This window comes from Paracoccus shandongensis (genome assembly GCF_017315735.1).
GTDB classification, from domain to species: domain Bacteria; phylum Pseudomonadota; class Alphaproteobacteria; order Rhodobacterales; family Rhodobacteraceae; genus Paracoccus; species Paracoccus shandongensis.
Window position 1 is genome coordinate 1 of record NZ_JAFLRK010000045.1, and the last position, 21798, is coordinate 21798.

The 21798-nt window shown below is 69.0% G+C and carries 25 protein-coding genes; 7 read left to right on the plus strand and 18 right to left on the minus strand.

The features are described 5' to 3' along the window. Positions 1–35 precede the first annotated feature (35 nt). Positions 36–437, plus strand: a complete 402-nt coding sequence (locus JX613_RS18025) for a hypothetical protein (RefSeq protein WP_207102859.1) — start codon at positions 36–38, stop codon at positions 435–437. Positions 438–586: 149 nt separating this feature from the next. Here JX613_RS18025 and JX613_RS18030 read toward each other — a convergent pair whose 3' ends face one another. Next, positions 587–1978, minus strand: a complete 1392-nt coding sequence (locus JX613_RS18030) for a family 16 glycosylhydrolase (protein ID WP_207102860.1) — start codon at positions 1976–1978, stop codon at positions 587–589. 514 nt (positions 1979–2492) lie between these two features. Further along, positions 2493–2984 (minus strand): pyridoxamine 5'-phosphate oxidase family protein, encoded by a 492-nt coding sequence (locus tag JX613_RS18035; protein WP_207102861.1) that lies wholly within the window; start codon positions 2982–2984, stop codon positions 2493–2495. A 282-nt stretch (positions 2985–3266) separates the two neighbouring features. On the opposite strand from JX613_RS18035, the gene JX613_RS18040 reads away from it, so the two are divergent. The 3 genes from JX613_RS18040 (at position 3267) to JX613_RS18050 (ending at position 5975) form a co-directional block, all read left to right on the plus strand. After that, positions 3267–4427, plus strand: coding sequence for a Hint domain-containing protein (locus JX613_RS18040; RefSeq protein WP_207102862.1), 1161 nt, complete (start codon positions 3267–3269; stop codon positions 4425–4427). Between the two features lie 212 nt (positions 4428–4639). Next, positions 4640–4897 carry an ElaB/YgaM/YqjD family protein gene (locus JX613_RS18045; protein ID WP_207102863.1) on the plus strand — a complete coding sequence of 86 codons (258 nt, stop codon included), beginning with the start codon at positions 4640–4642 and terminating at the stop codon, positions 4895–4897. Positions 4898–4982: 85 nt separating this feature from the next. Next, a complete protein-coding gene (locus JX613_RS18050; protein ID WP_207102864.1) occupies positions 4983–5975 on the plus strand; it encodes an alpha/beta fold hydrolase in 993 nt (330 codons plus the stop codon). Positions 5976–6046: 71 nt separating this feature from the next. Here JX613_RS18050 and JX613_RS18055 read toward each other — a convergent pair whose 3' ends face one another. Genes JX613_RS18055 through JX613_RS18090 form a run of 8 tightly spaced genes read right to left on the minus strand, consistent with a single transcriptional unit; the run spans position 6047 to position 14837 of the window. After that, on the minus strand, positions 6047–7699 hold the full coding sequence (locus JX613_RS18055; protein WP_207102865.1) for an AMP-binding protein: 1653 nt from the start codon (positions 7697–7699) through the stop codon (positions 6047–6049). 21 nt (positions 7700–7720) lie between these two features. Next, positions 7721–8923 (minus strand): kynureninase, encoded by a 1203-nt coding sequence (kynU, locus tag JX613_RS18060; protein WP_207102866.1) that lies wholly within the window; start codon positions 8921–8923, stop codon positions 7721–7723. Between the two features lie 17 nt (positions 8924–8940). Beyond that, positions 8941–9759, minus strand: a complete 819-nt coding sequence (locus JX613_RS18065; protein ID WP_207102867.1) for an SDR family NAD(P)-dependent oxidoreductase — start codon at positions 9757–9759, stop codon at positions 8941–8943. Beyond that, positions 9756–11072: a branched-chain amino acid ABC transporter permease gene (locus JX613_RS18070; RefSeq protein WP_207102868.1), complete on the minus strand. Its 1317-nt coding sequence runs from the start codon at positions 11070–11072 to the stop codon at positions 9756–9758. The genes JX613_RS18065 and JX613_RS18070 overlap by 4 nt, the downstream gene beginning before the upstream one ends. Then, positions 11069–12082, minus strand: coding sequence for a branched-chain amino acid ABC transporter permease (locus tag JX613_RS18075; protein ID WP_207102869.1), 1014 nt, complete (start codon positions 12080–12082; stop codon positions 11069–11071). The genes JX613_RS18070 and JX613_RS18075 overlap by 4 nt, the downstream gene beginning before the upstream one ends. Next, positions 12079–12789, minus strand: a complete 711-nt coding sequence (locus JX613_RS18080; protein WP_207102870.1) for an ABC transporter ATP-binding protein — start codon at positions 12787–12789, stop codon at positions 12079–12081. The genes JX613_RS18075 and JX613_RS18080 overlap by 4 nt, the downstream gene beginning before the upstream one ends. After that, on the minus strand, positions 12786–13622 hold the full coding sequence (locus JX613_RS18085; RefSeq protein WP_207102871.1) for an ATP-binding cassette domain-containing protein: 837 nt from the start codon (positions 13620–13622) through the stop codon (positions 12786–12788). Before JX613_RS18085 ends, JX613_RS18080 begins: the two co-directional genes overlap by 4 nt. A gap of 27 nt (positions 13623–13649) precedes the next feature. After that, entirely contained in the window at positions 13650–14837 is a 1188-nt protein-coding gene (locus JX613_RS18090; RefSeq protein WP_207102872.1) for an ABC transporter substrate-binding protein, read from the minus strand. Positions 14838–15029: 192 nt separating this feature from the next. On the opposite strand from JX613_RS18090, the gene JX613_RS18095 reads away from it, so the two are divergent. Continuing rightward, complete coding sequence (locus tag JX613_RS18095; protein ID WP_207102873.1) at positions 15030–15725, plus strand: GntR family transcriptional regulator; 696 nt, start codon at positions 15030–15032, stop codon at positions 15723–15725. Between the two features lie 142 nt (positions 15726–15867). Here JX613_RS18095 and JX613_RS18100 read toward each other — a convergent pair whose 3' ends face one another. The 5 genes from JX613_RS18100 to JX613_RS18120 all read right to left on the minus strand — a co-directional run bounded on the left by JX613_RS18100 (position 15868) and on the right by JX613_RS18120 (position 19088). Continuing rightward, entirely contained in the window at positions 15868–16248 is a 381-nt protein-coding gene (locus tag JX613_RS18100) for a DUF6481 family protein (protein WP_207102874.1), read from the minus strand. Position 16249: 1 nt separating this feature from the next. Beyond that, positions 16250–16426 (minus strand): hypothetical protein, encoded by a 177-nt coding sequence (locus tag JX613_RS18105; protein WP_207102875.1) that lies wholly within the window; start codon positions 16424–16426, stop codon positions 16250–16252. A gap of 81 nt (positions 16427–16507) precedes the next feature. Beyond that, on the minus strand, positions 16508–16717 hold the full coding sequence (locus tag JX613_RS18110; RefSeq protein WP_207102876.1) for a cold-shock protein: 210 nt from the start codon (positions 16715–16717) through the stop codon (positions 16508–16510). 319 nt (positions 16718–17036) lie between these two features. Next, a complete protein-coding gene (locus tag JX613_RS18115) occupies positions 17037–17651 on the minus strand; it encodes an undecaprenyl diphosphate synthase family protein (RefSeq protein WP_207102877.1) in 615 nt (204 codons plus the stop codon). A 123-nt stretch (positions 17652–17774) separates the two neighbouring features. Then, positions 17775–19088: an ABC1 kinase family protein gene (locus JX613_RS18120; protein WP_207102878.1), complete on the minus strand. Its 1314-nt coding sequence runs from the start codon at positions 19086–19088 to the stop codon at positions 17775–17777. Positions 19089–19235: 147 nt separating this feature from the next. Here JX613_RS18120 and JX613_RS18125 point away from each other — a divergent pair, with 147 nt between their 5' ends. Further along, the gene (locus JX613_RS18125) at positions 19236–19463 is read left to right on the plus strand and encodes an AbrB/MazE/SpoVT family DNA-binding domain-containing protein (protein WP_207102883.1); all 228 of its coding nucleotides are present in this window, start codon (positions 19236–19238) and stop codon (positions 19461–19463) included. After that, positions 19453–19851, plus strand: a complete 399-nt coding sequence (locus JX613_RS18130) for a PIN domain-containing protein (protein WP_207102879.1) — start codon at positions 19453–19455, stop codon at positions 19849–19851. The genes JX613_RS18125 and JX613_RS18130 overlap by 11 nt, the downstream gene beginning before the upstream one ends. A 14-nt stretch (positions 19852–19865) precedes the next feature. On the opposite strand, the gene JX613_RS18135 is transcribed toward JX613_RS18130, so the two are convergent. From JX613_RS18135 to JX613_RS18145, 3 genes are all read right to left on the minus strand, one after another. Beyond that, positions 19866–20150 carry a hypothetical protein gene (locus JX613_RS18135; RefSeq protein ID WP_207102880.1) on the minus strand — a complete coding sequence of 95 codons (285 nt, stop codon included), beginning with the start codon at positions 20148–20150 and terminating at the stop codon, positions 19866–19868. An 89-nt stretch (positions 20151–20239) separates the two neighbouring features. Continuing rightward, the gene (locus tag JX613_RS18140; RefSeq protein ID WP_207102881.1) at positions 20240–21145 is read right to left on the minus strand and encodes a PhnA-like protein; all 906 of its coding nucleotides are present in this window, start codon (positions 21143–21145) and stop codon (positions 20240–20242) included. Between the two features lie 105 nt (positions 21146–21250). Then, on the minus strand, positions 21251–21798 hold a 548-nt coding region (locus tag JX613_RS18145; protein WP_207102882.1), incomplete at its 5' end, for a hypothetical protein.

The following is a 21798-nucleotide window of genomic DNA, read 5'->3' on the forward strand; positions in this document are numbered from 1 at the left end:
CTTGAAGGCAGGCGCAGATGTGCTGCGCTTCTGCCTTGTCCGGGGTTCACAACTTTAACGGGAATCATTGCGGTGCGCTTAACTACCAAGAGTTGATTTATCGCCGTGATAAACGTGAACGCATGGCAGGTATGCGATTACGGCATATCTTATGCGGCGTATCCGACTGGCTGTTGATCCAGGAAGACCAGGGGGATGATTCACACAAGATTGGCTGTGATCCCCCAACCCAGACAGCTTCCTTGCGCGCCCGCAGCCTTTCGACGCCCTGCCTTGCAGCACGGCATCGGGGTGCCTATCCAACTGATGCAACAGTGTTTTTTTCGGCTTTTGCCTTTCAGGCGTCAGCCGATCTGGCGGTGCCGCCAAGCCGGGCCACCGCCTCCACCGCGTTGAAGCGCATCGGCATTCGCCCGGTGCCCGATAACGGGCCTTGAACTTGTGAACACTGGCGTTCCGGCCCTATTTCTGGCGGCACCCCTGACCCTTGCCCGCCCCGCAAGGACCGGACTTTCCCCAAGGTGAGACAGATGGCGGCCAAAAATGCATCCGGCGGATTTTTCGCGGCCCCCACGCGCGGGCCGTGCTAGGCGATGCCCATGAGCTCGAAATCCTGCCGCGAGATGTCATGGCTGGAAAGGCCCACCAGATAGACGGCGTCGGGGGTTCCATCGGGTCCAAGTCCAAGGTTCACCCGGACCGCCCAGCCTTCGTCCCGCAGGCCCGCGACCAGCCCGTCGGCCGTCAGCGGCAGGCTGGCGATGTCGATCCTGTCGCGCCCGGCCTCGAAATCGTGGATATAGTCCACCCCGCATCCGCGCTTGAACACGAACACGTCCGCGCTGCCGTCCGCCCGGTAGTTTCCGCCCCACAGGTGATCGGTCCCCTTGCCGCCCACAAGAACATCGCGGTCCAGGCCGCCGACCAGCTTGTCCCTGCCGCCGCCGCCCGCCAGCCGGTCGGCCCCGCCATGGCCGAACAGCTGATCGCCTCCGGCCCCGCCGAAAAGGCTGTCATCGCCGCCGTCGCCATAAACGGTGTCATGTCCGCCCCCCGCATGGATCCTGTCCGCCCACCGCGATCCGTCGATCAACTCGCCCGCGTCGCTGCCCGCCTGCCCGCCATCGGGCAAGGGCCCCTCGCCGATGGCGGGGTTGCGGGTCGCGCTGGCCTCCAGTTCATAGACCCTGATGTAATCGGCCCTCAGCCGGTCGCCGAAATCCGTGGTTGCGTCCGGATCGGCGGCCCATCCCCCGACCGCGAGGTTCAGGACCAGGAACATCTTTTCGGTCGGGGCGCGGTCTTCCTCGTGCACCAGGGCGCCGTCGTAATACCAGCCAAGCCCCCCGGCCGTCCACAGAAGGCCATAGGTGTGAAAGCCGTCGCCCGCCCCGTCCACGGCAACGGACAGGCTGTCGGGCCGCCCGTCGGACCAGAAGGTCGTATGCAGGCTGTCCGTGTCCTCGCCCAGGAACTCGAACACGTCGATCTCGGCGGACCAGCCGCCGTCCGAGGGCAGCAGCCAGAACGCGCTCCACAAGCCCGTCTCGTCCGGCACGTCGGCCCGGATCTCGACATAGCCGGTCGCCAGCGAAAAGCTCATCTCGGTGGTCAGCAGGCCGGAGCCATAGCCCAGTCCGCCCGCATGGGCGCGCTGTCCGGCACTCAGCGGGGTGGCCGCGATCGACACCGCCTGGCCATCCATGGTGAAGGCGCCGGGAAGAAGCGTCATGTCGGGATCGGCATAATACTGCAATTCGCCATTGCTGGCGATGGTGCGCGCATCCTCCTGGTGGGGCGAGAAGGACGTGGCCCAGGTGCCGCCGCTTCCGTATCCGCGCCAGACGGACGGTTCATCCGCAGCGAAGTCGTCGGCGAAGGTGGGGACATAGGTTTCGCCCCCGATGACAAGAAACGGCTGCACGTCCCGGGCGGGAAGGATGTGGCTGGGGAAGGACATGATGGACGCGATCCGCACGGCGCATCATGTCCAACCCTTGGCCGCAGCGCCGGCAGTCAGGGACAGCACCGGGGCGGCGCAATTCGGGATTGTCTAAAGGACAATGATGATAACCCAGGGTTGTGATTCGGGTCAACGGGGCTGGACGGCCTTCATGGCTTCCCGATGGGACAAGGCGCATCTGCTTCGGCCTGGCCGGTGGCAGGGGACCGGGCGGCGGACCAGCCCCGCGTGCAGCACATGCAGCGCCATGCGGGTCCATCTGGCCGAGAACAGGTCCAGGATGCGGCGCGGCGGGCGATCCGGCGATCCTCCAAGATCCGCGCCAAGTCATCCGGAGCATGGCTTCATGGTCGATGGCCGTCTTGAGGCCGCACTGTCGCGGCATTCCTTGACACGGACTGCACCGGGACGATCCTGTCCGGCCGCCCGGGACAAGGCGCCTTGCGTCTGATAGGGGGTGCCGCAAGGCCTGTGCGGCCTTCGATCCGCCGGAATACCGGACCGATGCCCGGCATCCGGCGGCAAGGGACTAGAGCCGGACGGTGGCCACGTTGTCCTTGTAGCTTTCCTTGGGATCGCTGATGCCAAGGGCCACCATCGCGCCCGCGACGATGCTGGACGCGTCCAGCCAGATTTCGGCCTTTTGCGGGTCAAAGCGCAGCAGGGCCAGCTTGGGGTCGTCCTTGCCCCCTTCGTACCAGGCGGCGACATGGGCGTTCCACAGCCGGTCCACGACGGCCGGATCGGTGTCCTCGCGCAGCGTGCCCTCGATCGAGGCCCAAAGGTCATGGCCCTTGGACACGAACTGCACGGCGGCATCCTGCGCGCCGCCCGCCAGCTTTTCCACCAGGGCATTGTCCCTGGACGTGAAGAACCACAGCGGCCCGTGATCGCCCTCCTCGACCTGCGAGGTCATGGGCCGGGCATGGCCGTGTTCGCCGCCCACAAGGCCCAGCATCACGGTCATGTCAGAGCGCAGGGACTTCCAAAGGCGGGCTTTCAGGTCTTCGGGCGTGGGCATGGTGGATCCTCCGGGTATCAGGTGTCCGGCCAACGTGGCGGCCCGCCGATGGTTCCGCAGCGGGCAAGCCCGACGCGCGCCACAAGGGTCCATGACGGGGGATCCGCGGCCCTCTTGCGATCGACCGCAAGGTCGTGGCGGCAAGGCCCTTGCGGGCGATTCATGCCCAGCAAAGGTTATGGGACGCCGGTCTTTTACAACCTGACGTGGCGCACATCCTTGATCCCACCCCCCTGCGGCCTTAACTTTGCCGAAAGGAAATAGCGCCTGCAGGAGACCGCGATGCCAATCGCCACCGTCAACTGGCTCTGGATCGGCAGCCGGTCTCAACTCGATCCCACGCCGGGCACGCCCATTACCATGGCGCAACGAAGCGCCATCCTGGGGTATGGGGCCGCCGGAAAGGCGGCGATCAAGCCGACGGCCGTCACGGGCGATTATGTCCTGCAAGAGGTGAACGGATACAACTTCGCCTCTGTCTGGGGCGCCGCCGCCAAGAACGTCGCGCCCACGCGGTTTTCCTATGAGCTGGATGGCGCGCCGGTCGGCAACGTCACGATGAACACGGCCTTTGCCGTCACCATGCGCGTGCAGACATCAAGCCAGCCGGACCTGTTCCAGGACCAGAAGGCCACGCTGGTCCAGATGTCGAACGGCGACCTGTTCTTCCGGCCCCATGTCGATGCGGTCGCGGCCTGGGACACGATCGACCGCGTGTATTCGGTCCAGGTCGCCGCCATCGACGGGGCCGCGGGCACCGCCTATGGCTCGATCAGCGAGCGCGTCACCTTTGACCGCGACATCTTCGACGTGGCCTTTCCCTGCTTCGTCGCGGGCACCCTGATCCTAACCGACCGGGGCGAACGCCCGGTCGAGACGCTTCGCCCCGGCGATCTGGTCGCCACGGCCGATCACGGCCTGCGCCCGATCCGGTGGATCGGATCGTCGGTCCTGGAACAGGGCGTCCTGGCCCGGAACCCGGCCCTGCTGCCGGTCCGCATCGCCGCAAGCGCGCTTGGCCCCGGCATCCCCGCGCGCGACCTGTTCGTGTCGCAGCAGCACCGCATCCTTGTCCGCTCGCGGATCGCGGCGCGGCTGTTCGGCGCGACCGAGATCCTGGTCGCGGCAAAGCACCTTGTGGGGCTGGACGGGATCACCATCCCGCAGGACCGCGCGGGGGTGACCTATCTGCACTTCATGTTCGACCGCCACGAGATCGTGGTGGCCGAGGGCACCCAGACCGAATCCCTTTATGCCGGACCGCAAGCCGTGCGGATGCTGCCGCCCGCAAGCCTGTCGGAGTTGCGAAGCCTGTTTCCCGGCCTTTGCGCGGGCGAGGCGCCGCCCCCCGCCCGGCCCTTCGCGACGGGATCCCGGCGGCGCGACCTGATCCACCGCCACCGCGCAAAGGGCCGCCCGCTGGTGTCGGGACTGTCCGCCTGAAGGCATCCCCTGCCGGGCGATGATCCGTCGCCCGTCACAGCCCCAGGTCCGGGATGGTCTGCCCGTGTTCATGGACAAGGAAGGGCCCCGCATCCCTTGCCCGGCTGCGCTCCCCCCTTCTACGGGCGCAACGCCGGTCGCGCCATCATGGAACGCGGGGCGGCGTCTTGTTGTTCTTTCGGCACCGACCTTATCGCAGGAAGACCGTGAGAATGGCACAACACCCGACTGCCGCACCGGAACAGGACAGCAAGGCGTCCGAAGGGATCCTCGACGACCTCAAGGCGGGCGCGTCCCAGCTGGCCGAACGCGTGTATGACACCGGACACCGGAAGGCCGAGGAAGCGGCGTTCTATGCGGAACTGGGCTATGAGGAAGCCCGTGACTGGGCGCGCAGCCATCCGGGACAGGCCCTGGGCATCGCGGCGGGCATCGGCCTGCTGGTCGGGCTGCTGGTCGCGCGGCGCTGAACCGCGGCCCTTCGACATGCGGTGCAGGGGAACGCCTTTTCCTCTGCCGCCGATGGCGCTTCGCGCATCAACCAGCAGGGATCGCATGGCAGGACATTCCCTTGAAACCGCCCGGGACAGCAGGCGTCCCCCCCGCAGGCCGCGCAGGTGGCGGGCGGGACTGGCCGCCCTGGGCGTTCTGGCCGCTTCGGCGGCGGTCAACCGCCAACTGGCGAAACGGGCCGAGCGGCGCAATCCGCCGCTGGGGCGCTTTATCGAGGTTGACGGGGTCCGCCTTCACTACCTGGACCGTGGCCAGGGGCCTGCCCTGGTCCTGCTGCACGGCAACGGCAGCATGATCCAGGACTTTGCCTGCAGCGGCCTTGTCGATCTGGCGGCGCGGCGGCACCGGGTCATCGTGTTCGACCGGCCCGGCTATGGGCACAGCACGCGCCCGCGCGGCAGGATGTGGAGCCCTGGGGCCCAGGCCGATCTTGTCGCGGCGGCGCTTGCGCGGCTTGGCGTCCCGTCAGCCGTGGTCCTGGGACATTCCTGGGGCGCCTCGGTGGCGCTGGCGCTGGCGTTGGACCATCCGCAGGCGGTGCGCGGGCTGGTGCTGGCCTCGGGCTATTACTATCCCACGGCCCGGGTGGACATGGCGCTTTTGTCCGGCCCGGCGCTGCCGCTTCTGGGCGATGTCGCGCGCCACACCGTCGCCCCCGTCGCCAGCAGGCTTGTCTGGCCCCTTCTCATGCGCAAGATCTTCGGGCCCGCGCCTGTCCCGGCGAAGTTCGCGGCGTTCCCCAGGGAAATGGCCGTGCGCCCCTCGCAGATCCATGCCGAGGCGGCCGAGTCCGCCCTGCTGATCCCCTCGGCCGCCGCGATGTGCAGGGACTACGCCGCCCTGGCGATGCCGGTCGCCATCGTCGCGGGGGCCGAGGACCGGCTGATCGACCCCGCCGCGCAATCGCTGCGGCTGCACCGGGCGATCGCGCAAAGCAGCCTCCACCTGGTTCCGGGCAGCGGCCACATGATCCACCAGACCGATCCCGAGGCCGTGATGGCCGCGATAAACGCCGTCTTCGGCAAGGGGGGCTGACGCCCGTTCAGCCCCCCGCCAGATGGCCCGCAAGGCGGACCGGACCGGCGGCCAAGAAGGCGTCGTCCCGGTCAGTCACGCCGGGCGGCCCCGTCCTGGCCGGACCCGTCCGGCTGGCGCAGCTGGAACCGCTGGATCTTGCCCGTGGGGGTCTTGGGCAAGGCCGCCGCAAAGACCACGCTGCGGGGATACTTGAAGGGCGCGATCACCGCCTTCACGTGGTCCTGCAAGTCCCTGACCATCCGCGCGTCGCCGTGGTGGCCCGGCGCCAGCACGACATGGGCCTGCACGATCTGGCCCCGGTCCGCGTCGGGCGCGCCGATCACCGCGCATTCGCGCACGGCGGGATGGGTCAGCAGGGCGGCCTCGACTTCGGGTCCGGCGATGTTGTAGCCCGCCGACAGGATGATGTCGTCGGTGCGCGCCGAGAAATGGAAACAGCCGTCGCCATCCTGCCAGAAGGCGTCGCCCGTCAGGTTCCAGCCGTCGCGGACATAGGCGCGCTGCCGGTCATCGGCCAGATAGCGGCAGCCGGTCGGCCCGCGCACCGCCAGGCAGCCGACCTCTCCGCGCGGCAGTTCCTGCATGTCGGGGCCCACGATCCGCGCCTGATAGCCCGTCACGGGGCGGCCCGTGCAGCCGGGGCGGTGGTCGTCGAAGCGGTTGGTGATGAAGATGTGCAGCATCTCGGTCGAGCCGATGCCGTCCAGCATCGGCCTGCCGGTCTTGGCCATCCATTCCCGATAGACCGGCGCGGGCAGGGTTTCGCCCGCGCTGACCGCCGCGCGCAGGGATGACAGGTCGGCCCCGTCCTCCATCGCCTTCAGCATCACGCGATAGGCGGTGGGCGCGGTCAGGCAGACTGTGGCGCGGTGGTCCTGGATGATCTGCACCATGTTCGCGGGGCTGGCCTGTTCCAGAAGCGCGCTGGCCGCGCCGAAGCGCAGGGGAAAGATGGCAAGCCCGCCCAGGCCGAAGGTGAAGGCCAGCGGCGGCGATCCCACGAACACGTCGTCGGGCGTGACCCCCAGCACCTCGCGCGCGTAGCCGTCGGCGATGATCAGAAGATCGCGGTGGAAATGCATCGTGGCCTTGGGTTCCCCCGTGGACCCCGAGGTGAAGCCCAGAAGCGCCACGTCGTCCCGCCCGGTGGGCGGCGGGGTGAAGCGCACGTCCTTGCGCAGCGCGGCGCGGTCCAGGTCGGCGTCGTGGTTCGCGGTGCCGTCAAAGCCCACCACCGTGTGCAGGAAACGGCTGTTCGTCCGGCAGGCGATCAGGTCGTCCATCAGGCGGGTGTCGCAAAGGGCATGGCTGATCTGGGCCTTGTCCACGATCCTGGACAGCTCGCCCGCGCGCAGCATGGGCATGGTGTTGACCACCACCGCCCCCCCCTTGGTCGCGGCCAGCCAGCAGGCCACCATGGCCGGGTTGTTGGCCGACCGGATCAGCACGCGGTTGCCGGGCTGGACGCCGTAATCGCTGACCAGGGCATGGGCGATGCGGTTGGTCCAGTCGGTCAGTTCCTTGTACGTCCGGGACCGGCCGTTGCCGATCAGCGCCACATGGTCGCCGAAGCCGCGTTCGACCATGCGGTCGGTCAGTTCCACCCCGGCGTTCAGCCAGTCGGGGTAATCGAAGCCTGCCAGGTCGATCACGGGCCATTCCCCGGGCGGGGGCAGGCGGTCGCGGGTGAAACTGTCCTTGTGGCCGGTTGGACCAAGCATGTCGGATACCTCCCATGGGGATCAGGTCACGACCCTTCCGGCGGGCTTGCGGAATTCGGGCCTGTCCCAAAGCTGGTTGCGGGTGACGCGGGCCAGGATGGCGGCGGCCTGGCGCACGTCGTCGGGGCCGACATACAGCGGCGTGAAGCCGAAGCGCAGGATGTCGGGGGCGCGGAAATCGCCGATCACGCCCTGGGCGATCAGCGCCTGCATGATGGCATAGCCCTGCGGATGGCGGAACGAGACCTGGCTGCCGCGCAGGGCAGGATCGCGCGGGGTGGCAAGGGTCAGGTCGGGGCAATCGGCCTCGACCAGGCGGATGAACAGGTCGCCCAGTTCCAGCGACCGGGCGCGCAGATCGTCCATGTCCACGCCGTCCCAGACATCCAGCGCGGCGTCCAGCGCGGCCAGGTGCAGGATCGGCGGCGTGCCGACGCGCATCCGTTCCACGCCGGGGGCGGGACGATAGTCGAGGTCAAAGGCAAAGGGCGCCTCGTGCCCCATCCAGCCCGACAGGGCGGGCCGGGCGCGGTCCTGGTGGCGGGGGGCCACATAGATGAAGGCGGGCGCGCCCGGCCCGCCGTTCAGATACTTGTAGGTGCAGCCCACCGCGAAATCGGCGTTGCAGGCCGCCAGATGCACGGGGAAGGCCCCGGCGGAATGGGCCAGATCCCAGACGGTCAGGATGCCCAGGTCGTGGGCGCGGGCGATCAGGGGCCCCATGTCGTGCCTGCGCCCGGTGCGATAGTCCACTTCGGTCACCAGCAGCACGGCGACGGTTTCGTCCAGGGCGGCGGCCAGATCCTCGGGCTCGGCCAGCTTTACGTGGACATCGGGGCCAAGCGTGCGGGCCAGGCCTTCAGCGATATAGAGGTCGGAGGGAAAGTTGCCGGTGTCCGACAGGATCACCCGGCGGCCCGGGTTCATCTCCAGCGCCGAGGCCAGGGCCTGATAGACCTTGATCGACAGCGTGTCGCCCATCACGACGCTGCCCGGTTCCGCGCCCACCAGCCGGGCGATGCGGTCGCCCACGCGCGCGGGCAGGCCGATCCAGCCCGCCCGGTTCCAGCCGGTGATCAGCATCCGGCCCCATTCATCCGCGACCGTGCGCGCCAGCCTTTCGGCCACGCCGCGCGGCAGCGGACCCAGGGAATTGCCGTCCAGATAGATGACGCCCTCGGGCAGGTCGAAGGCGCGGCGGGTGGCATCGAAATCCGTGGTCATGGCGGCGGTTCCCCCCCTTAATGGATCTTGTGTTCCGACATCAGCCCGGGCCGCACGCCCAGACCCATCGAGGCGTCCAGCACCGCCCCATGCAGCACGCGCGAGGGCGGGCTGGCCAGGAAATGCACAAGGGCCGCGATCTCGGACGGTTCGATCAGCCGCCCCTTGGGCAGGCGCGACAGAAAGGCCGTCAGATCCTTGCGCGACATCTTGGACAGGGTGCTGGCCTGGAACATCGGCGTGTTGGTGGCGCCGGGGCAGATGGCGAAGACATCGACCTCGGCATGGACGGCCTCGGCGGCCAGTTGCCGGGTCAGGAAGGCGACGGCGGCCTTGCTCATCCCGTCGGACAGGCGGAAGCCGGGGAATGCGGTGACGCCGCCGCCGACGGAACTGATGTTGATCAGCTTCCGGCCCGGTTCGCCGGCCAAGGCCAGGAACTGCTGGCACATCTTCAGCGTGCCGTCGGCGTTGATCGCCAGCATCAGGCTGTCCTGCGTGTCCGGGTCGCCCGAAAAGGCCGCGACCGTGGCGGACCCTACGGCGGCATTGTTCACCAGCACGTCGATGCGGCCATGCCGGTCCGCCACATCGGCCATGCAGCGGCGGATGGATTCGGCCCGGCGCAGGTCCAGCGGATGCACGGCGGGGGCCAGGTTTCCGAAGCCGTCGCGGACGGCCGCCGGATCCTCGACCCCCTCGACGCAGGTCAGCGCGACGGTGGCGCCATAGGCCGCCAGCCGTTCCACGCAGGCGCGGCCGATGCCGCCCGTGCCGCCGGTGACAAGGGCCACGCGGCCGGTCAGATCGAAGGGGGCCAGCAGGTCGGCAGTCATCGGGGGGTCTCCGGGGTTGTTTCGGGGATCAGCCCGCGCGGGGCGAAGCGCATCACAAGAACAAGGATCAGGCCCATCACCACATAGCGAAGCTGGGCCGGCCCTTCCTCAAGCGCGAGGCGGACGGGGTTTTCGGGGGACAGGGCGGCGGCCGCCGTCGCGGCCAGCCACAGGCCCGCGGTTTCGGCCTGCACCCAGACGAACCAGATCAGGAAGGCGCCAAGGATCGCGCCCTTGTGGTTGCCCGATCCGCCGATAATGACCATCACCCAGATCAGGAAGGTAAAGCGCAGCGGCTGATAGCTGCCTGCGGTGAACTGCCCGTCCAGCGTCACCAGCATCGCGCCGCCGATGCCGACGATGGCCGATCCCAGCACAAAGGCCTGCAGGTGGCGGCGGGCCACGTCCTTGCCCATGGCGCGGGCGGCTTCCTCGTTGTCGCGGACGGCGCGCATCATCCGGCCCCAGGGCGCGCGGGCCAGCCGTTCCAGGGCCCACCAGATGACCAGCAGAACGGCCAGGAACCAGGCGGCATAGAAAAGCTTCACCAGGACAGAGGCCGTGTCGCGCCCGGACCAGCCCAGCCACGCCGCCAGATGCTGCGCCCAGGGGGCGGCTTGCAAATCGGCCTCGAACGGCACGGGGCGGGGCAGGCCGGTCACGTTCTTGACGCCGCGCGCCAGCCATTCCTCGTTGCGCAGCACCGCCAGGATGATTTCGGAAATGCCGAAGGTGGCGACGGCCAGGTAATCGGACCGCAGCCCCGCCGTCAGCCGACCGATGGGCCAGGCCACGGCGGCGGCCAGCAGCCCGCCGATGATCCAGGACAAGGCCACCGGCAGGCCAAGCCCGCCCAGATAGCCGGTGCTGGCCGCGTCCACGGATTCGATGGCGGCGGTGGCGGGCAGGAACCAGCGTTGCGACACCGCCAGCCCCAGCAGCACGATCGCGCCCACCGCCGGGCCGCGCAGCAGCGACCGATCCCCCATCCGCCGCCACAACAGCGCGGCCAGCCCCGCCGTCGCCAGCAGCACCGCGCCCGTGGCCAGCAGCCCGCCGCCCCCGGCAGCCCAGGCCGCCCGCACCGGCGGGGTCGAGACCAGCACCACCGCCAGCCCGCCCACGGCGGCCGATCCCATGGTGCCCACGTTGAACATCCCCGCCACGCCCCATTGCACGTTGACGCCCAGGGCCATGACGGCGGAAATCAGGCACAGGTTCAGGATGGTCAGCGCCAACTGCCAGCTTTGCAACAGGCCCACGGCCAGCAGGACCGCCGCCATCGCGGCGAACAGCAGGGGGGTGCGGCTCATCGGGCGACCTTTCCGAACAGGCCCGCCGGGCGCACCAGCAGGACGATAACAAGGATCAGGAAGGACACGGCGAACTTGTATTCGGTGGACAGGGCCTGGACCATGCCCTGGGGCGCCCAGGCGGCGGGCAGGACATAGGCCAGCGCCTTTTTCCAGGCGAAGGTCAGCGCCAGTTCGGAAAACGCCACGATCATGGATCCGACGATGGCGCCCACCGGGCTGCCAAGGCCCCCCACCACGGCGGCGGCGAACATCGGCAGCAGAAGCTGTTGATAGACAAAGGGGCGATAACCCTTGTCCAGCCCGAACAGCACCCCCGCCAGTACCGACAGCACGGCGGCGATGATCCAGGTCAGCCGCACGATCCGGTCGGGATCAACGCCCGACAGCAGCGCCAGGTTGCGGTTGTCGGCATAGGCGCGCATCGACCGGCCCGCCTGCGTGCGGTTGAGGAACCAAAACAGCGCCACCGTCGCCAGGGCGGCAATCCCGATGGTCAGCACCTGCGAGGTCTTCAGCACCAGCGGTTCCGCCAGCCCCGACCAGTCGCGGAAACCCCGGGCGGTGACGATGAAGCGTTCGCCATCCTCGAAATCGCGGCCATCCGCGCCGATCACCAGCCGGATCACCCCGTTCATCATCAGCATGACCCCGGCCGAGACGATCATGAACACCTCGGGTCGGGCGTTGATGCGGCGGAAATGGCGATAAAGCGCGCGGTCGGTGCCGATGAACACCAGCGCCATCACCGGCATCGCCAGCACCATCCCCAGAAGCGCGGTGGGCAGCACGCCCGCCGACAGGCCCATGCCCTGCAACCAGATCGTGAACAGGATGGTGATGGCGGTGGCCATCGACAGCCCCTCGGCATGGGCAAAGCTGGAAAAGCGCAAGACGCCGAAGATCAGCGTGACGCCAAGCGCGCCAAGCGCAAGCTGGCTGCCATAGGCAAGGCCGGGGATGATCAACATGCTGGTCAGATGCACCAGCGCGTTCAGCAGGTCGGTCATGCACGCCCCCCCAGGAAGCTGCGGCGGGTGTCGGGGTCGGCCAGCAATTCGCGGCCCGTGCCGGTGAAGCGGTTGGCGCCCTGCACCAGGACAAAGCCGGTATCGGCGATCTCCAGCGCGCCTGCGGCGTTCTGTTCGACCATCAGCACCGCCAGCCCCTGCGCGGCGATGCGGGTGATCTTGTCGAACAGCTCGTCCATCACGTTGGGGCTGACGCCCGCCGTCGGCTCGTCCAGCAGCAGGGCCGAGGGCCGGGTCATCAGCGCGCGGCCCACCGCCAGCTGCTGGCGCTGCCCGCCCGACAACTGCCCTGCGGGCTGGTGGCGCTTGTCGGCCAGGATCGGGAACAACGCGAAGATCTCGGCCAGCGTGTCGTCGATGGGGTCATGGCGCAGCAGCGCGCCCATCTGCAGGTTCTCGAACACGGTCAGGCCGGGAAAGACGTTCTCGGTCTGCGGCACGAAGCCCAAGCCCGCCTTGATGCGCGCCTGCGGCGGCAGGGCGGTGATGTCGCGCCCGTCCAGCGTGACGCAGCCCCCGGTCAGCCGCAGCATCCCCAAGACCGCCTTCATCGCGGTGGACTTGCCCGCGCCGTTGGGCCCGACGATCACGGCGACCTGGCCCCGGTCCACGGCGATGGTGCAGCCGTTCAGGATCGGCGGGCCGCCGTAACCGCCGGTCATGTTCTCGGCCCGAAGAAAGCTCATGCGGCCCCCGCCTCGACAGGGGTTCCGGCAAGGCCCGTGCCCTTGGCCGCCCGGCCGCGTCCCAGATAGGCGGCGATCACCGCCTCGTCCGACAGGATGGTGTCCACCGTGCCGCGCGCCAGGCAGCGGCCCTGGGCCATGCAGGTCACGTCGTCGCACAGGTCGGCGATGAACTGCATGTCGTGTTCGACCAGGCAGAAGGTATAGCCGCGTTCCCGGTTCAGGCGGCGGATGGCGTCGGCGATGGTGTAAAGCAGCGTGCGGTTCACGCCCGCGCCGACCTCGTCCAGAAAGACGATCCGGGGATCGACCATCATCGTGCGGCCCAGTTCCAGCAGTTTCTTCTGCCCGCCCGACAGCCCGCCCGCGGGCAGGTCGGCCACATGGGTGATCTGCAGGAACTCCAGGATCTCGTCGGCCCTGGCGCGCAGGGCGCGTTCCTGGGCGCGGACGCGGGCGGGCTGGAACAGCGCGCCGATATAGGTTTCGCCCAGTTGCCCGCCCGGCACCATCATCAGGTTTTCCCGCACGGTCAGGGTGGAAAACTCGCGCGCGATCTGGAAGGTGCGCAGCAGGCCCTTGCCGAACAGGACATGCGGGGGCAGGCCGGTGATGTCCTCGCCTTCCAGCCACACGCGGCCCGTGGTGGGGCGGTGATAGCCCGCGATCAGGTTGAACAGCGTGGACTTGCCCGCGCCGTTCGGCCCGATCAGCCCGGCAATGCTGCCGCGCCGGATGGTCAGCGACATGCCGTCGACCGCCTTCAGGCCGCCGAACGAGATGCCAAGATCCTGCACCACCAGAAGATCCGGCGCGGGCGGGGGTCGGGTCATGTCGGGATCCTCGCGAAAGGGCCGGGCCTATTCGGCCGTCAGCATCCGGACGGTTTCAAAGCGGCCGTTCCTGTTCTCGAACTCGCGATAGCTGCCGGCGCTTTCGCCGGTCGCGATCATCTCGACATCCGAACCGCCGACATAATCGACATCGCCGCCGTCTTTCAGGATTTGCAGCGCCTTCGCCAGCTCGTCCGGCCAGATCTTCTCGCCCGGGGCATTGGCGACCTCGGTCACATGCTCGTAAGCCTTGGCCGGATCGCCCGCCTTCTGGATGGCCAGAATGATCAGCGCCGCCGCGTCATAGGATTCGCGCACGAACGACCCGTCGCCCGCCTTTCCCGCCGCCTGCGCGACGGCGGCGAATTTCGCGGTGCCGTCCCCTTCCGTCCAGGGCACCGTGCCGAAGATGTCCAGGTCGGGGCCGAAATCCTCCATCAGCTTTTCGGAATGCATCCCGTCGCCCACCGCGAAGCGGTCGAATGCGCCGCTGTCCAGCGACCCCCGGATGATGCCGTTGCCGCCCTGGCCGGAATAGCCCAGCACCACCAGCGCATCGCCCCCCGCGACCGACAGGGCCGAAACCTCGGCCGAATAATCCGCCTTGCCGCCGTCATGGGGCGCGACCAGCGTCACCGTGCCGCCCGCCGCCTTGTAGGCCGCATCGAAGGCATCGGCGAAGCCCTTGCCGTAGTCGTTGTTGGTATAGGTCACGGCGACCGTCTTGATGCCCCGGTCCATCAGCACGCGCGCCAGCAATTCGCCCTGCCGCGCGTCCGAGGGCGCGGTGCGGAAGAACAGGCCCTTGTCGCCGTCCCCCGCCAGCGCGGGCGAGGTAGCCGAGGGCGAGATCATCAGCAGGTTGTTCGGGACCGCCACGTTGTTCAGGACCGCCGTGGTCACGCCCGAGCAGTCGGCCCCCACCAGTGCCACGATCTTGTCCACCGTCACCAGCCGCTCCGCCGCCGCCGTGGCGGCCGAGGCATCGGTGCAGGTGCTGTCGCCGCGCACCGGCGTGACCGTCGCGCCGTTCAGCAGCAGGCCGCTGTCGCTGGCTTCCTTCATCGCCAGTTCGGCGCCGTCGGCCATGGGCGGGGACAGGGATTCGATCGGCCCGGTGAAGCCGAACAGGATGCCAATCTTCAGATCGTCGGCCATCGCGGGCGCTGCCGAAAGAACAGTCCCCAGAAGAAGGGGTCCAAGAACGCGTTTCATCGTCGGATCTCGCTGTTGGGTGGGGTGTTTTTTTCTTGCCGCGTGCCTGCCGGGGGGCAGGGGCGGGTCTTTCGCGTATAAAATATAATCATTGATGTTCTGTCAATATTATATTTAATCAGGGCGGGCATCCTGCGTTGACCCTGTCCGGGCAAGACGGCAGAGTGCCGCGCAAAGGGAAAGCAGGGGCAAATGTCCAAGACGGATCAGGCTTATGACGCGCTGAAGAACGACATCCTGTCGGGCGCGCTGCTGCCGGACGCGGCCCTGACGGTGGCCACCCTGACCTCGCGCTATGGCTTCGGCTGGACGCCCCTGCGCGATTCGCTGTCGCGGCTGGAGGGCGAGAACCTGGTGACGCTGGTCCGCAACCGGGGCTATCGCGTCAAGGGCGCGAGCTTTGCCGAGCTGCTGGACATCCAGCACGCCCGGCTGGCCATCGAGACGCAGATGCTGCGCGATTCCATCCGCCTGGGCGGTGACGACTGGCAAAAGCGCGTGCTGCTGGCGCATCGCACCCTGTCGCGCGCGCCGGTGCTGAAACAGGGGATGCCCGCCGCCGATTACGAACGGTTCGAGGTCGCCCACCAGGATTTCCACATGGCGCTGACCAATGGCGGCAACAGTTCATGGCTGGGGCGCTTCCTGGGCCAGATCTACGCCCAGGTCCGCCGCCACCAGCGGCTGATCGTGCTGGGCCAGGCGGCGCTGTCGGATCCGCGCACGGACGCGATGTTGCTGGCGACGCTGCATTCCAGCGCCGGCATCGAACACCACACGCCGTTGATGGACGCCGCCCTTGACCGCGACGAAGACGGGGCCGTCCGGTTGTTGCAGCAGCATATCGGCATCCTGGACGGCCTTGATCCGGCAGAGCCTTCGGGCTGAGCCGGGTTCGTGCCCGGCGCCACCGCCGCCCGGCGGCCCAATTGTCCGGGACAGGGCCGCGTTCCGGCGGGGTGGCGGTGAAGGACAGGCCCACGACCCCCCCAAGGGTTCCCCGTGACGGGGTCCGGGCAAGCCGCGTCCCTCAGGCCTTGCGCGCTTTCCGGTTCGCATAACGGCGGTCGCGTTCCGCCTTGCGGGCGGCCTCGTCCGCAAGCACGCGGGCGATGCGCTTGTCTTCCGCCTGTTCCCGGTTCTCGCTTTCGGCCCGGGCGGCGGCGGCGAGGGCCGCCTCCTGCTCGCGCGCGGCGGCGTCAAGCCGCGCCTGCGCGTCGCGCCGTTCCTGTTCGCGGCTGGCCCGGCGCAACTCGCGGGCCTCGGCAAGGGCCAGGCGTTCCTTCTGGCGGGCCTCGCGGGTGGGTTCGGCAGCCTGCTGGGCCGCGCGGTAGGCCTGCAAAAGCGCGGCTTTCGCGCTTGCGGAGGTGCCAAGGCGGTCGGACAGGTCGGTCTTGCTGGTGGTTCTCAAATCAGGGTTCCAGGTGAGGGGTGTCGTGTGGATCGGCCCGGGGTGTCTTCGGCAGCCCGGAGGCGTCCCGCGCCTCCTTGTCCCGGGCCAGGCGCGCTTCGCGCAGCTTCAGGGTCTTTTCCGCCCCCGCCGCCCGAAGCACGTCGATATTCTCGAAGGCGCGCCCGCGGGCGATCATGAAAAAGGCCAGGCAATCGCCTGACCCTGTCTTGCATCGCGCCCTGCATCCTTGCCACGGGGACCAGGAAGGGCACCTATTTCAAAGGGCTTGCAGGTTGCAGGCCGAGGTCTTGCCCGAACGCTTGTCACGCTCCAGGTCATAGGAAACCTTCTGGCCTTCGACCAGTTCGCGCATGCCCGAACGCTCGACCGCCGAGATGTGGACAAAGGCGTCCTGCCCGCCGTCGTCCGGCTGGATGAAGCCGAAACCCTTGGTGGCGTTGAACCATTTTACGATGCCTGTGGCCATGATGGACCCTTTCAGAGCAGAAGTGATGTAGGCCGCGCCAGGGCGCAGCGGGATAGCGACTTTGAAAGGGGGATCCGTTCAGAACGCGGTGCCAATCGCGCGACAATCATAGCCCGGCAACAAATATCGACGCCGCCGTGCTAGCAGGCCCCTGCCCTTTTGTCAACCCGAGGCATCCGGGAAAGCCCCCGGGGACCGGCCGCGCCTTGGGGTGTCTGGCCTGCGGGATCGCGACCCGGCCATGAGGTCTTTCCTTGGGGACGCGCCCAGCCAGGCACGCTTTCCCCGGTCCCGGCAAACAATGCTTCCGCCGGGGCGGTCACCCGCCCAGCGTCTGGTCCTGTTCCTTGAACCAGGCCAGCGCCTCCTCGAAATGCTCGGGCCGGAAGTCCGGCCAGTGCTGGTCGACCACGAAGAAATCCGCATAGACCGACTGCACCGGCAGAAAGCCGCTGAGGCGCCTGCCCCCGCCCCAGCGGACGATCAGATCGAGGCGGGACACCTCTTGCGAGCGCAGCTGGCCTTGCGCCAGCCCCGCGAGATCCCATTCCCAATGATAGTTCACCAGGAAATTGACCTTGATGCCCTGGCCCTGGCGGGTGCGGAAGGGCCGAAGCTCGTCGGGGAACTGCGCCGATCCGTCGTCGCCCACCACCAGCAGCGCGGCGCCCCGGCGGGCGATCTCGGCGGCGAAGGCCACGCAGGCCGCGCGGAAGGCCCGGATCTGTTCCGACGGCCGCTTGGTGTTGTCCTGGGTGAAGCCGAAGACCGAAACCTCGGGGATGCCCCGGCTCTTGCACATCTCGTAAAGCGCAAGGCCCGGCTGGATCCCGGCCTGGTAGCCCGACTGCCTGGGCAGGCCCCGGCCCGCCGCCCAGCGTCGGTTGCCGTCGGGAATGAAGCCCACATGGCCTGGCAGCACCCGCCTTGTCATCATCCTGCTCCTGAGTGCTGGCCGGGAAGTTCCCTCCGGCGCGTTCGGTGTCTGAACACCCCGGACAAGGCCTTCATCCTTGCGGACAACCCCTGTCCTGTCAACGTGATCGGTTGCGCCCCGTCAGGCGTGGCGGCCCAGGATGTCCAGGACCGGCACCCTGGCCCCAAGGCGCGCGCACAGCAGGGCCGTGCCGCTGATCTTGCGCTGCACGAACAGCATCTCGGCCGGGGGCAGGTGCCAGCTGTCCCGGTCCGCCACAAGGGGGGCGGCGCGGTCGCGCAGGTCGGCCAGGATGGCGCGGTCGGCAAAGTCGAAGACGCCGCCCCGGCTGTCCCCAAGCCGCGCCAGGGCCATGCCGATCATCGCGTCCATCGCCGCGCCGTGGCGGGCTTCCTGCGCGGGCGAGACCAGGCCCGCCGCCCCAAGCGCCGCGCGGACCCGGGCCCCGTCGCCCGACAGCCCCGCCCGCAGCAGCGCGCGATACGACGCCGCCGTTTGCGGGGCCACGGGACGCGCCGCGCCAAAGTCCAGCAGCGCGATCCGCCCGGTATCGGCCTGCCAGCGGTAGTTGGCGAAGTTCGGGTCGGTCTGCATCAGCCCGAAGTCGAACAGCTCGCGCAGCACCAGGTCGATCAGCGCGCCAAGGGCGGCGTTCCGCCGGTCCCCGGGGGCATGGGCCAGCGTCTCGATGGGCGCGCCGGGCAGGAAGGTCATGGGCAGCACGCCGGGGCGCAGCAGGTCGTCGCAGGGGCGCGGCACGGCGAAGCGGTCGTCCCCCTCCAGCAGGGCGGCGTATCGGCGCATCTGGTCGGCCTCGCGCCCGTAATCGGCTTCCTCGCGCAGCTGGCGCTTGGACTCGGCCAGCAGGGGCGCGATGTCCAGGCCGGCGGGCAGCAGGCCCGACAGGCGCAGCAGCGTGGCGACATTGTCGATGTCGGCGTCGATGCTGGCCGCCACCCCGGGATACTGCACCTTGACCGCAAGCCGTTCCCCCGAGGGCAGCACCGCGCAATGCACCTGCCCGATCGAGGCCGCAGCCAGGGGGCGGGCCTCGAACCGGGCAAAGCGGCGGCGCCAATCCGGTCCCCAGGCCTGGACCAGCACCCCGTCCAGCTGCCGGGGCGGCATCACATGGGCCCCGTCGCGCAACTGCGCCAGGATCGCCGTCAGATCAGGCGGCAGCAGGTCGCCCGCGTCCATGGACAGCATCTGGCCCAGCTTCATCGCCGCCCCGCGCAGGCGCGACAACTGCCCCGCCACCCGGCGCGCATTGGCGGGCGTCAGCAGCAGGTCGGGCAGTTGCGGGCGTTCCCCGCGCGCAAGGCGGCGGACGCCCTCGCCCAGGACGCCGCTGGCGACGCCCCCGGCGATCTGGCCAAAGGCGGCAAGCCGGGCAAGCCGGGCCGAGGGCACCGGACGGGATCGGTCGGTCATGCGAAAACCCCTGCGTTTCGCCTTTGACATGGGGCCGCGCGGGGCCGGGCGCCAGGGGGACGCGATGTCGCAAGGCGGCGCGCGCTTGCAGGCATGGCCTGGAAGATATACATTCAGGAAAGGATATCGTCGGCGGTGGAGGAAACCATGCAGGTGGCGAAATGGGGCAATTCGCTGGCGGTGCGCCTGCCTGCGGATCTGGTCAGGGAACTGGGCCTGAAGGCGGGGGACGAGATCCAGATCACGCGGGCCGAACCCGGCCTGGCCGTGCGCCGCCTGCCCTCGGCCGAGGAGGTGCTGGCCGACCTTGGCCGCTTCCGTGGCCGGTTGCCCGCGGCGCAAAGGCTTGGCCGCGACGACGCGAATGCCCGGTGACTTCTTCGACAGCAACATCGTCCTGTATCTGCTTGACGACAGCGACAAGGCCGACCGGGCGGCCGCGCTGATCGCGCGCGGCGGCACGATCAGCACGCAGGTCCTGAACGAGGTCCTGGTCAACTGCATCCGCAAGGCCGGCATGTCCTGGCAGGAGGCGGGCGAGTTCCTGGCCGGGATCCGCGCCGCCTGCCGTGTGGCCGACCTGACCGTGCAGGTCCACGATGTCGGCCGCGCGCTTGGCGAGCGGTACGGGTTTTCCGTTTATGACGCGATGATCGTCGCGGCCGCCCTGGTCAGCGGCTGCGAGCGGCTGCATTCCGAGGACATGCACCACGGCCTGCTGGTGGAAGGGCGGCTGCGGATCCTCAACCCGTTCCGGGAATAGCGGCCTTCGCGGCTTCAGGCGTTCCGCCAGCGGGCGACCAGGTGGTCGATCAGCGCGCCGTCGTTCCTTGCCTCGGAAGGACAGGGCGTGGTTTCGGGACCGGCCTCGCGCTGGACTCCAAGCCTGATGGGGGCGGCGGCCCCGGCCCCATGGCCCCCCGCCCTTCTGGCGCGCAGGGTGCCGATGGCGCGGCCGGCGATGGCATCGGCCTCGGCCAAGGCCAGGCCCAGGCCTTCGCAGCTGAGCCGGATGGTTCTTCGGATGGATGTCTCGGCTGCTGTCTCGTCGTCATGCATCATCATGCTGTCCTTTCAGGACGGAAGGCTTTCGGGTCGCGCAAAGGAAAAGCCCCGCCAGGGGCGGGGCCTTCCGGTTTCGGTGCCAGGCCTCAAAGCCTGTTGCGGGTCGGGATCACGCGGTCGGCATAGACCGGATGCACCACGCCCGACCGTCCGCCCAGCCAACCGGCGATGGCGCCCAGGACCAGCGCCACGAAGGCCAGGATCGCGCCGGTCGAGGCCCCCGAGGCGGCGGCTTCGGCAGCCTCGGTCGCGCGTTGCTGGACCCGGTCGACGGTCTGCTGGTACCGCTGCTCGATCTGGGCTATCTGCTGGGTCGCTTCCTCGACGGGGATGCCGCGCGCATTGGCAAGGGCTTGGGCCGCCTGCTGGCGGGCTTCGTCGCGGCCTTCCTCGTCGCCCGTCACAAGGGCCCGCGCGGCGTTCACGGCCGCCGTGTTCAGGGCCTCGGGGTCGTTGCCGGTGGCGCGGACCTGGGCTTCGATCTCGTCCAGGGGGTTGATGTTCTCAAGCGCGGGGGCGGCGGTCTGCGCGACCGTCTGGCCCACGCCGCCGATGGCGCTGGAAATGCCGCTGAAGGCGCCGCCGACAAGGCTGCCCACGGTGGTGGACAGGAAATACAGCACAAGAAGCGTGGTGAAGGCCCAGGTCGTCAGGCCGTGCAGCGCGCCGGTGGTGGGCACGGTCTTGCCCGACATCCGCGCGGCGATATAGCCGCCCGCGAAGGATGCGACGATGCCCGAGACGACATACCAGATGCCCGCCGCGATCGAGAAGGTCGAGGCGGCCGGGTTGTCGCCGGTGCCGGGATCAAGCGTCGCAAGCCCGATGCCGACGCCCAGCATCGTCAACAGGATCTGGACCACAAGGGCCACCACGACGCCCGCGAAGATCGCCCCCCACGAGACCTTGTTGATCAAGATGGTGTGGGCATCCTCGGACACGGTCGGGTGAATTTCGGTGGCCAAGGGGGGTTCGCCGGAAGAATAGCTCATCTGTGGAAACCTTTGGCAGGGGGCGGCGCCAAGGGCCGCCGCGAATGACGAAAGTCTGCGCACCTAAACCCCTTGGAAAGACTTTCGTTCCGCAGGGAGGGCCGGTCAGGGCGCAGGCCCCTGCCCGCCCTGGCGATAAACCTCGACAAAGGGCGACAGGTCGAGGCTGTCCAGGGCGTCCCGGATCCGCGTCCGGGTGGGCTGGCGTCCCCCGTCGCGCAGCAGGGTCAGCGCGGCGCGCGCCGCCGCATAGGCATGGGCGGTGCGGGCATCGTGGCGGGCGGCCAGGGCCCAGGCCATCGCCTCGTGGAAGGGGCCGACCATGCGGACCTCGGACGCCCCGGGTAGAAGCGCGCGCAGATGCGGGCCAAGCTGGTCGGCGGTTCCCGCGATGCGTCCGGCCCGGCTGGTGGCCGAAAAGGGGGCCAGGCCGCGATCCCGGGCCAGCAGGTCCTTCAGCCGCGCATCCTCGGCCTGGCGCAGGCGGGGCAGCAGCGTCTCGATGGCCTGGCCCAGGTCGAGGAAGGCGGGCTCGGCCACGACGGCGCGGCGGCCAAAGGCGCCGCCTTCCGCGTTGAAGGCGGCGATCGCCGCCAGCGCCGCGGCACGGGGGCCGGGCGAGCGCGGCAGGGCCACGGCGACGCTGTCCGCCG

Excerpts from the sequence above, each read along its gene's own strand:
- JX613_RS18075 (WP_207102869.1), bottom strand. The coding sequence starts at position 12,082 with ATGACCGACCTGCTGAACGCGCTGGTGCATCTGACCAGCATGTTGATC.
- JX613_RS18115 (WP_207102877.1), bottom strand. The coding sequence starts at position 17,651 with ATGACAAGGCGGGTGCTGCCAGGCCATGTGGGCTTCATTCCCGACGGC.
- JX613_RS18065 (WP_207102867.1), bottom strand. The coding sequence starts at position 9,759 with ATGACTGCCGACCTGCTGGCCCCCTTCGATCTGACCGGCCGCGTGGCC.
- JX613_RS18085 (WP_207102871.1), bottom strand. The coding sequence starts at position 13,622 with ATGACCCGACCCCCGCCCGCGCCGGATCTTCTGGTGGTGCAGGATCTT.
- JX613_RS18055 (WP_207102865.1), bottom strand. The coding sequence starts at position 7,699 with ATGCTTGGTCCAACCGGCCACAAGGACAGTTTCACCCGCGACCGCCTG.
- JX613_RS18105 (WP_207102875.1), bottom strand. The coding sequence starts at position 16,426 with ATGATCGCCCGCGGGCGCGCCTTCGAGAATATCGACGTGCTTCGGGCG.
- JX613_RS18050 (WP_207102864.1), top strand. The coding sequence starts at position 4,983 with ATGGCAGGACATTCCCTTGAAACCGCCCGGGACAGCAGGCGTCCCCCC.
- JX613_RS18040 (WP_207102862.1), top strand. The coding sequence starts at position 3,267 with ATGCCAATCGCCACCGTCAACTGGCTCTGGATCGGCAGCCGGTCTCAA.
- JX613_RS18035 (WP_207102861.1), bottom strand. The coding sequence starts at position 2,984 with ATGCCCACGCCCGAAGACCTGAAAGCCCGCCTTTGGAAGTCCCTGCGC.
- kynU (WP_207102866.1), bottom strand. The coding sequence starts at position 8,923 with ATGACCACGGATTTCGATGCCACCCGCCGCGCCTTCGACCTGCCCGAG.
- JX613_RS18045 (WP_207102863.1), top strand. The coding sequence starts at position 4,640 with ATGGCACAACACCCGACTGCCGCACCGGAACAGGACAGCAAGGCGTCC.
- JX613_RS18130 (WP_207102879.1), top strand. The coding sequence starts at position 19,453 with ATGCCCGGTGACTTCTTCGACAGCAACATCGTCCTGTATCTGCTTGAC.
- JX613_RS18140 (WP_207102881.1), bottom strand. The coding sequence starts at position 21,145 with ATGAGCTATTCTTCCGGCGAACCCCCCTTGGCCACCGAAATTCACCCG.
- JX613_RS18080 (WP_207102870.1), bottom strand. The coding sequence starts at position 12,789 with ATGAGCTTTCTTCGGGCCGAGAACATGACCGGCGGTTACGGCGGCCCG.
- JX613_RS18090 (WP_207102872.1), bottom strand. The coding sequence starts at position 14,837 with ATGAAACGCGTTCTTGGACCCCTTCTTCTGGGGACTGTTCTTTCGGCA.
- JX613_RS18120 (WP_207102878.1), bottom strand. The coding sequence starts at position 19,088 with ATGACCGACCGATCCCGTCCGGTGCCCTCGGCCCGGCTTGCCCGGCTT.
- JX613_RS18070 (WP_207102868.1), bottom strand. The coding sequence starts at position 11,072 with ATGAGCCGCACCCCCCTGCTGTTCGCCGCGATGGCGGCGGTCCTGCTG.
- JX613_RS18110 (WP_207102876.1), bottom strand. The coding sequence starts at position 16,717 with ATGGCCACAGGCATCGTAAAATGGTTCAACGCCACCAAGGGTTTCGGC.
- JX613_RS18125 (WP_207102883.1), top strand. The coding sequence starts at position 19,236 with ATGCAGGTGGCGAAATGGGGCAATTCGCTGGCGGTGCGCCTGCCTGCG.
- JX613_RS18095 (WP_207102873.1), top strand. The coding sequence starts at position 15,030 with ATGTCCAAGACGGATCAGGCTTATGACGCGCTGAAGAACGACATCCTG.
- JX613_RS18135 (WP_207102880.1), bottom strand. The coding sequence starts at position 20,150 with ATGATGCATGACGACGAGACAGCAGCCGAGACATCCATCCGAAGAACC.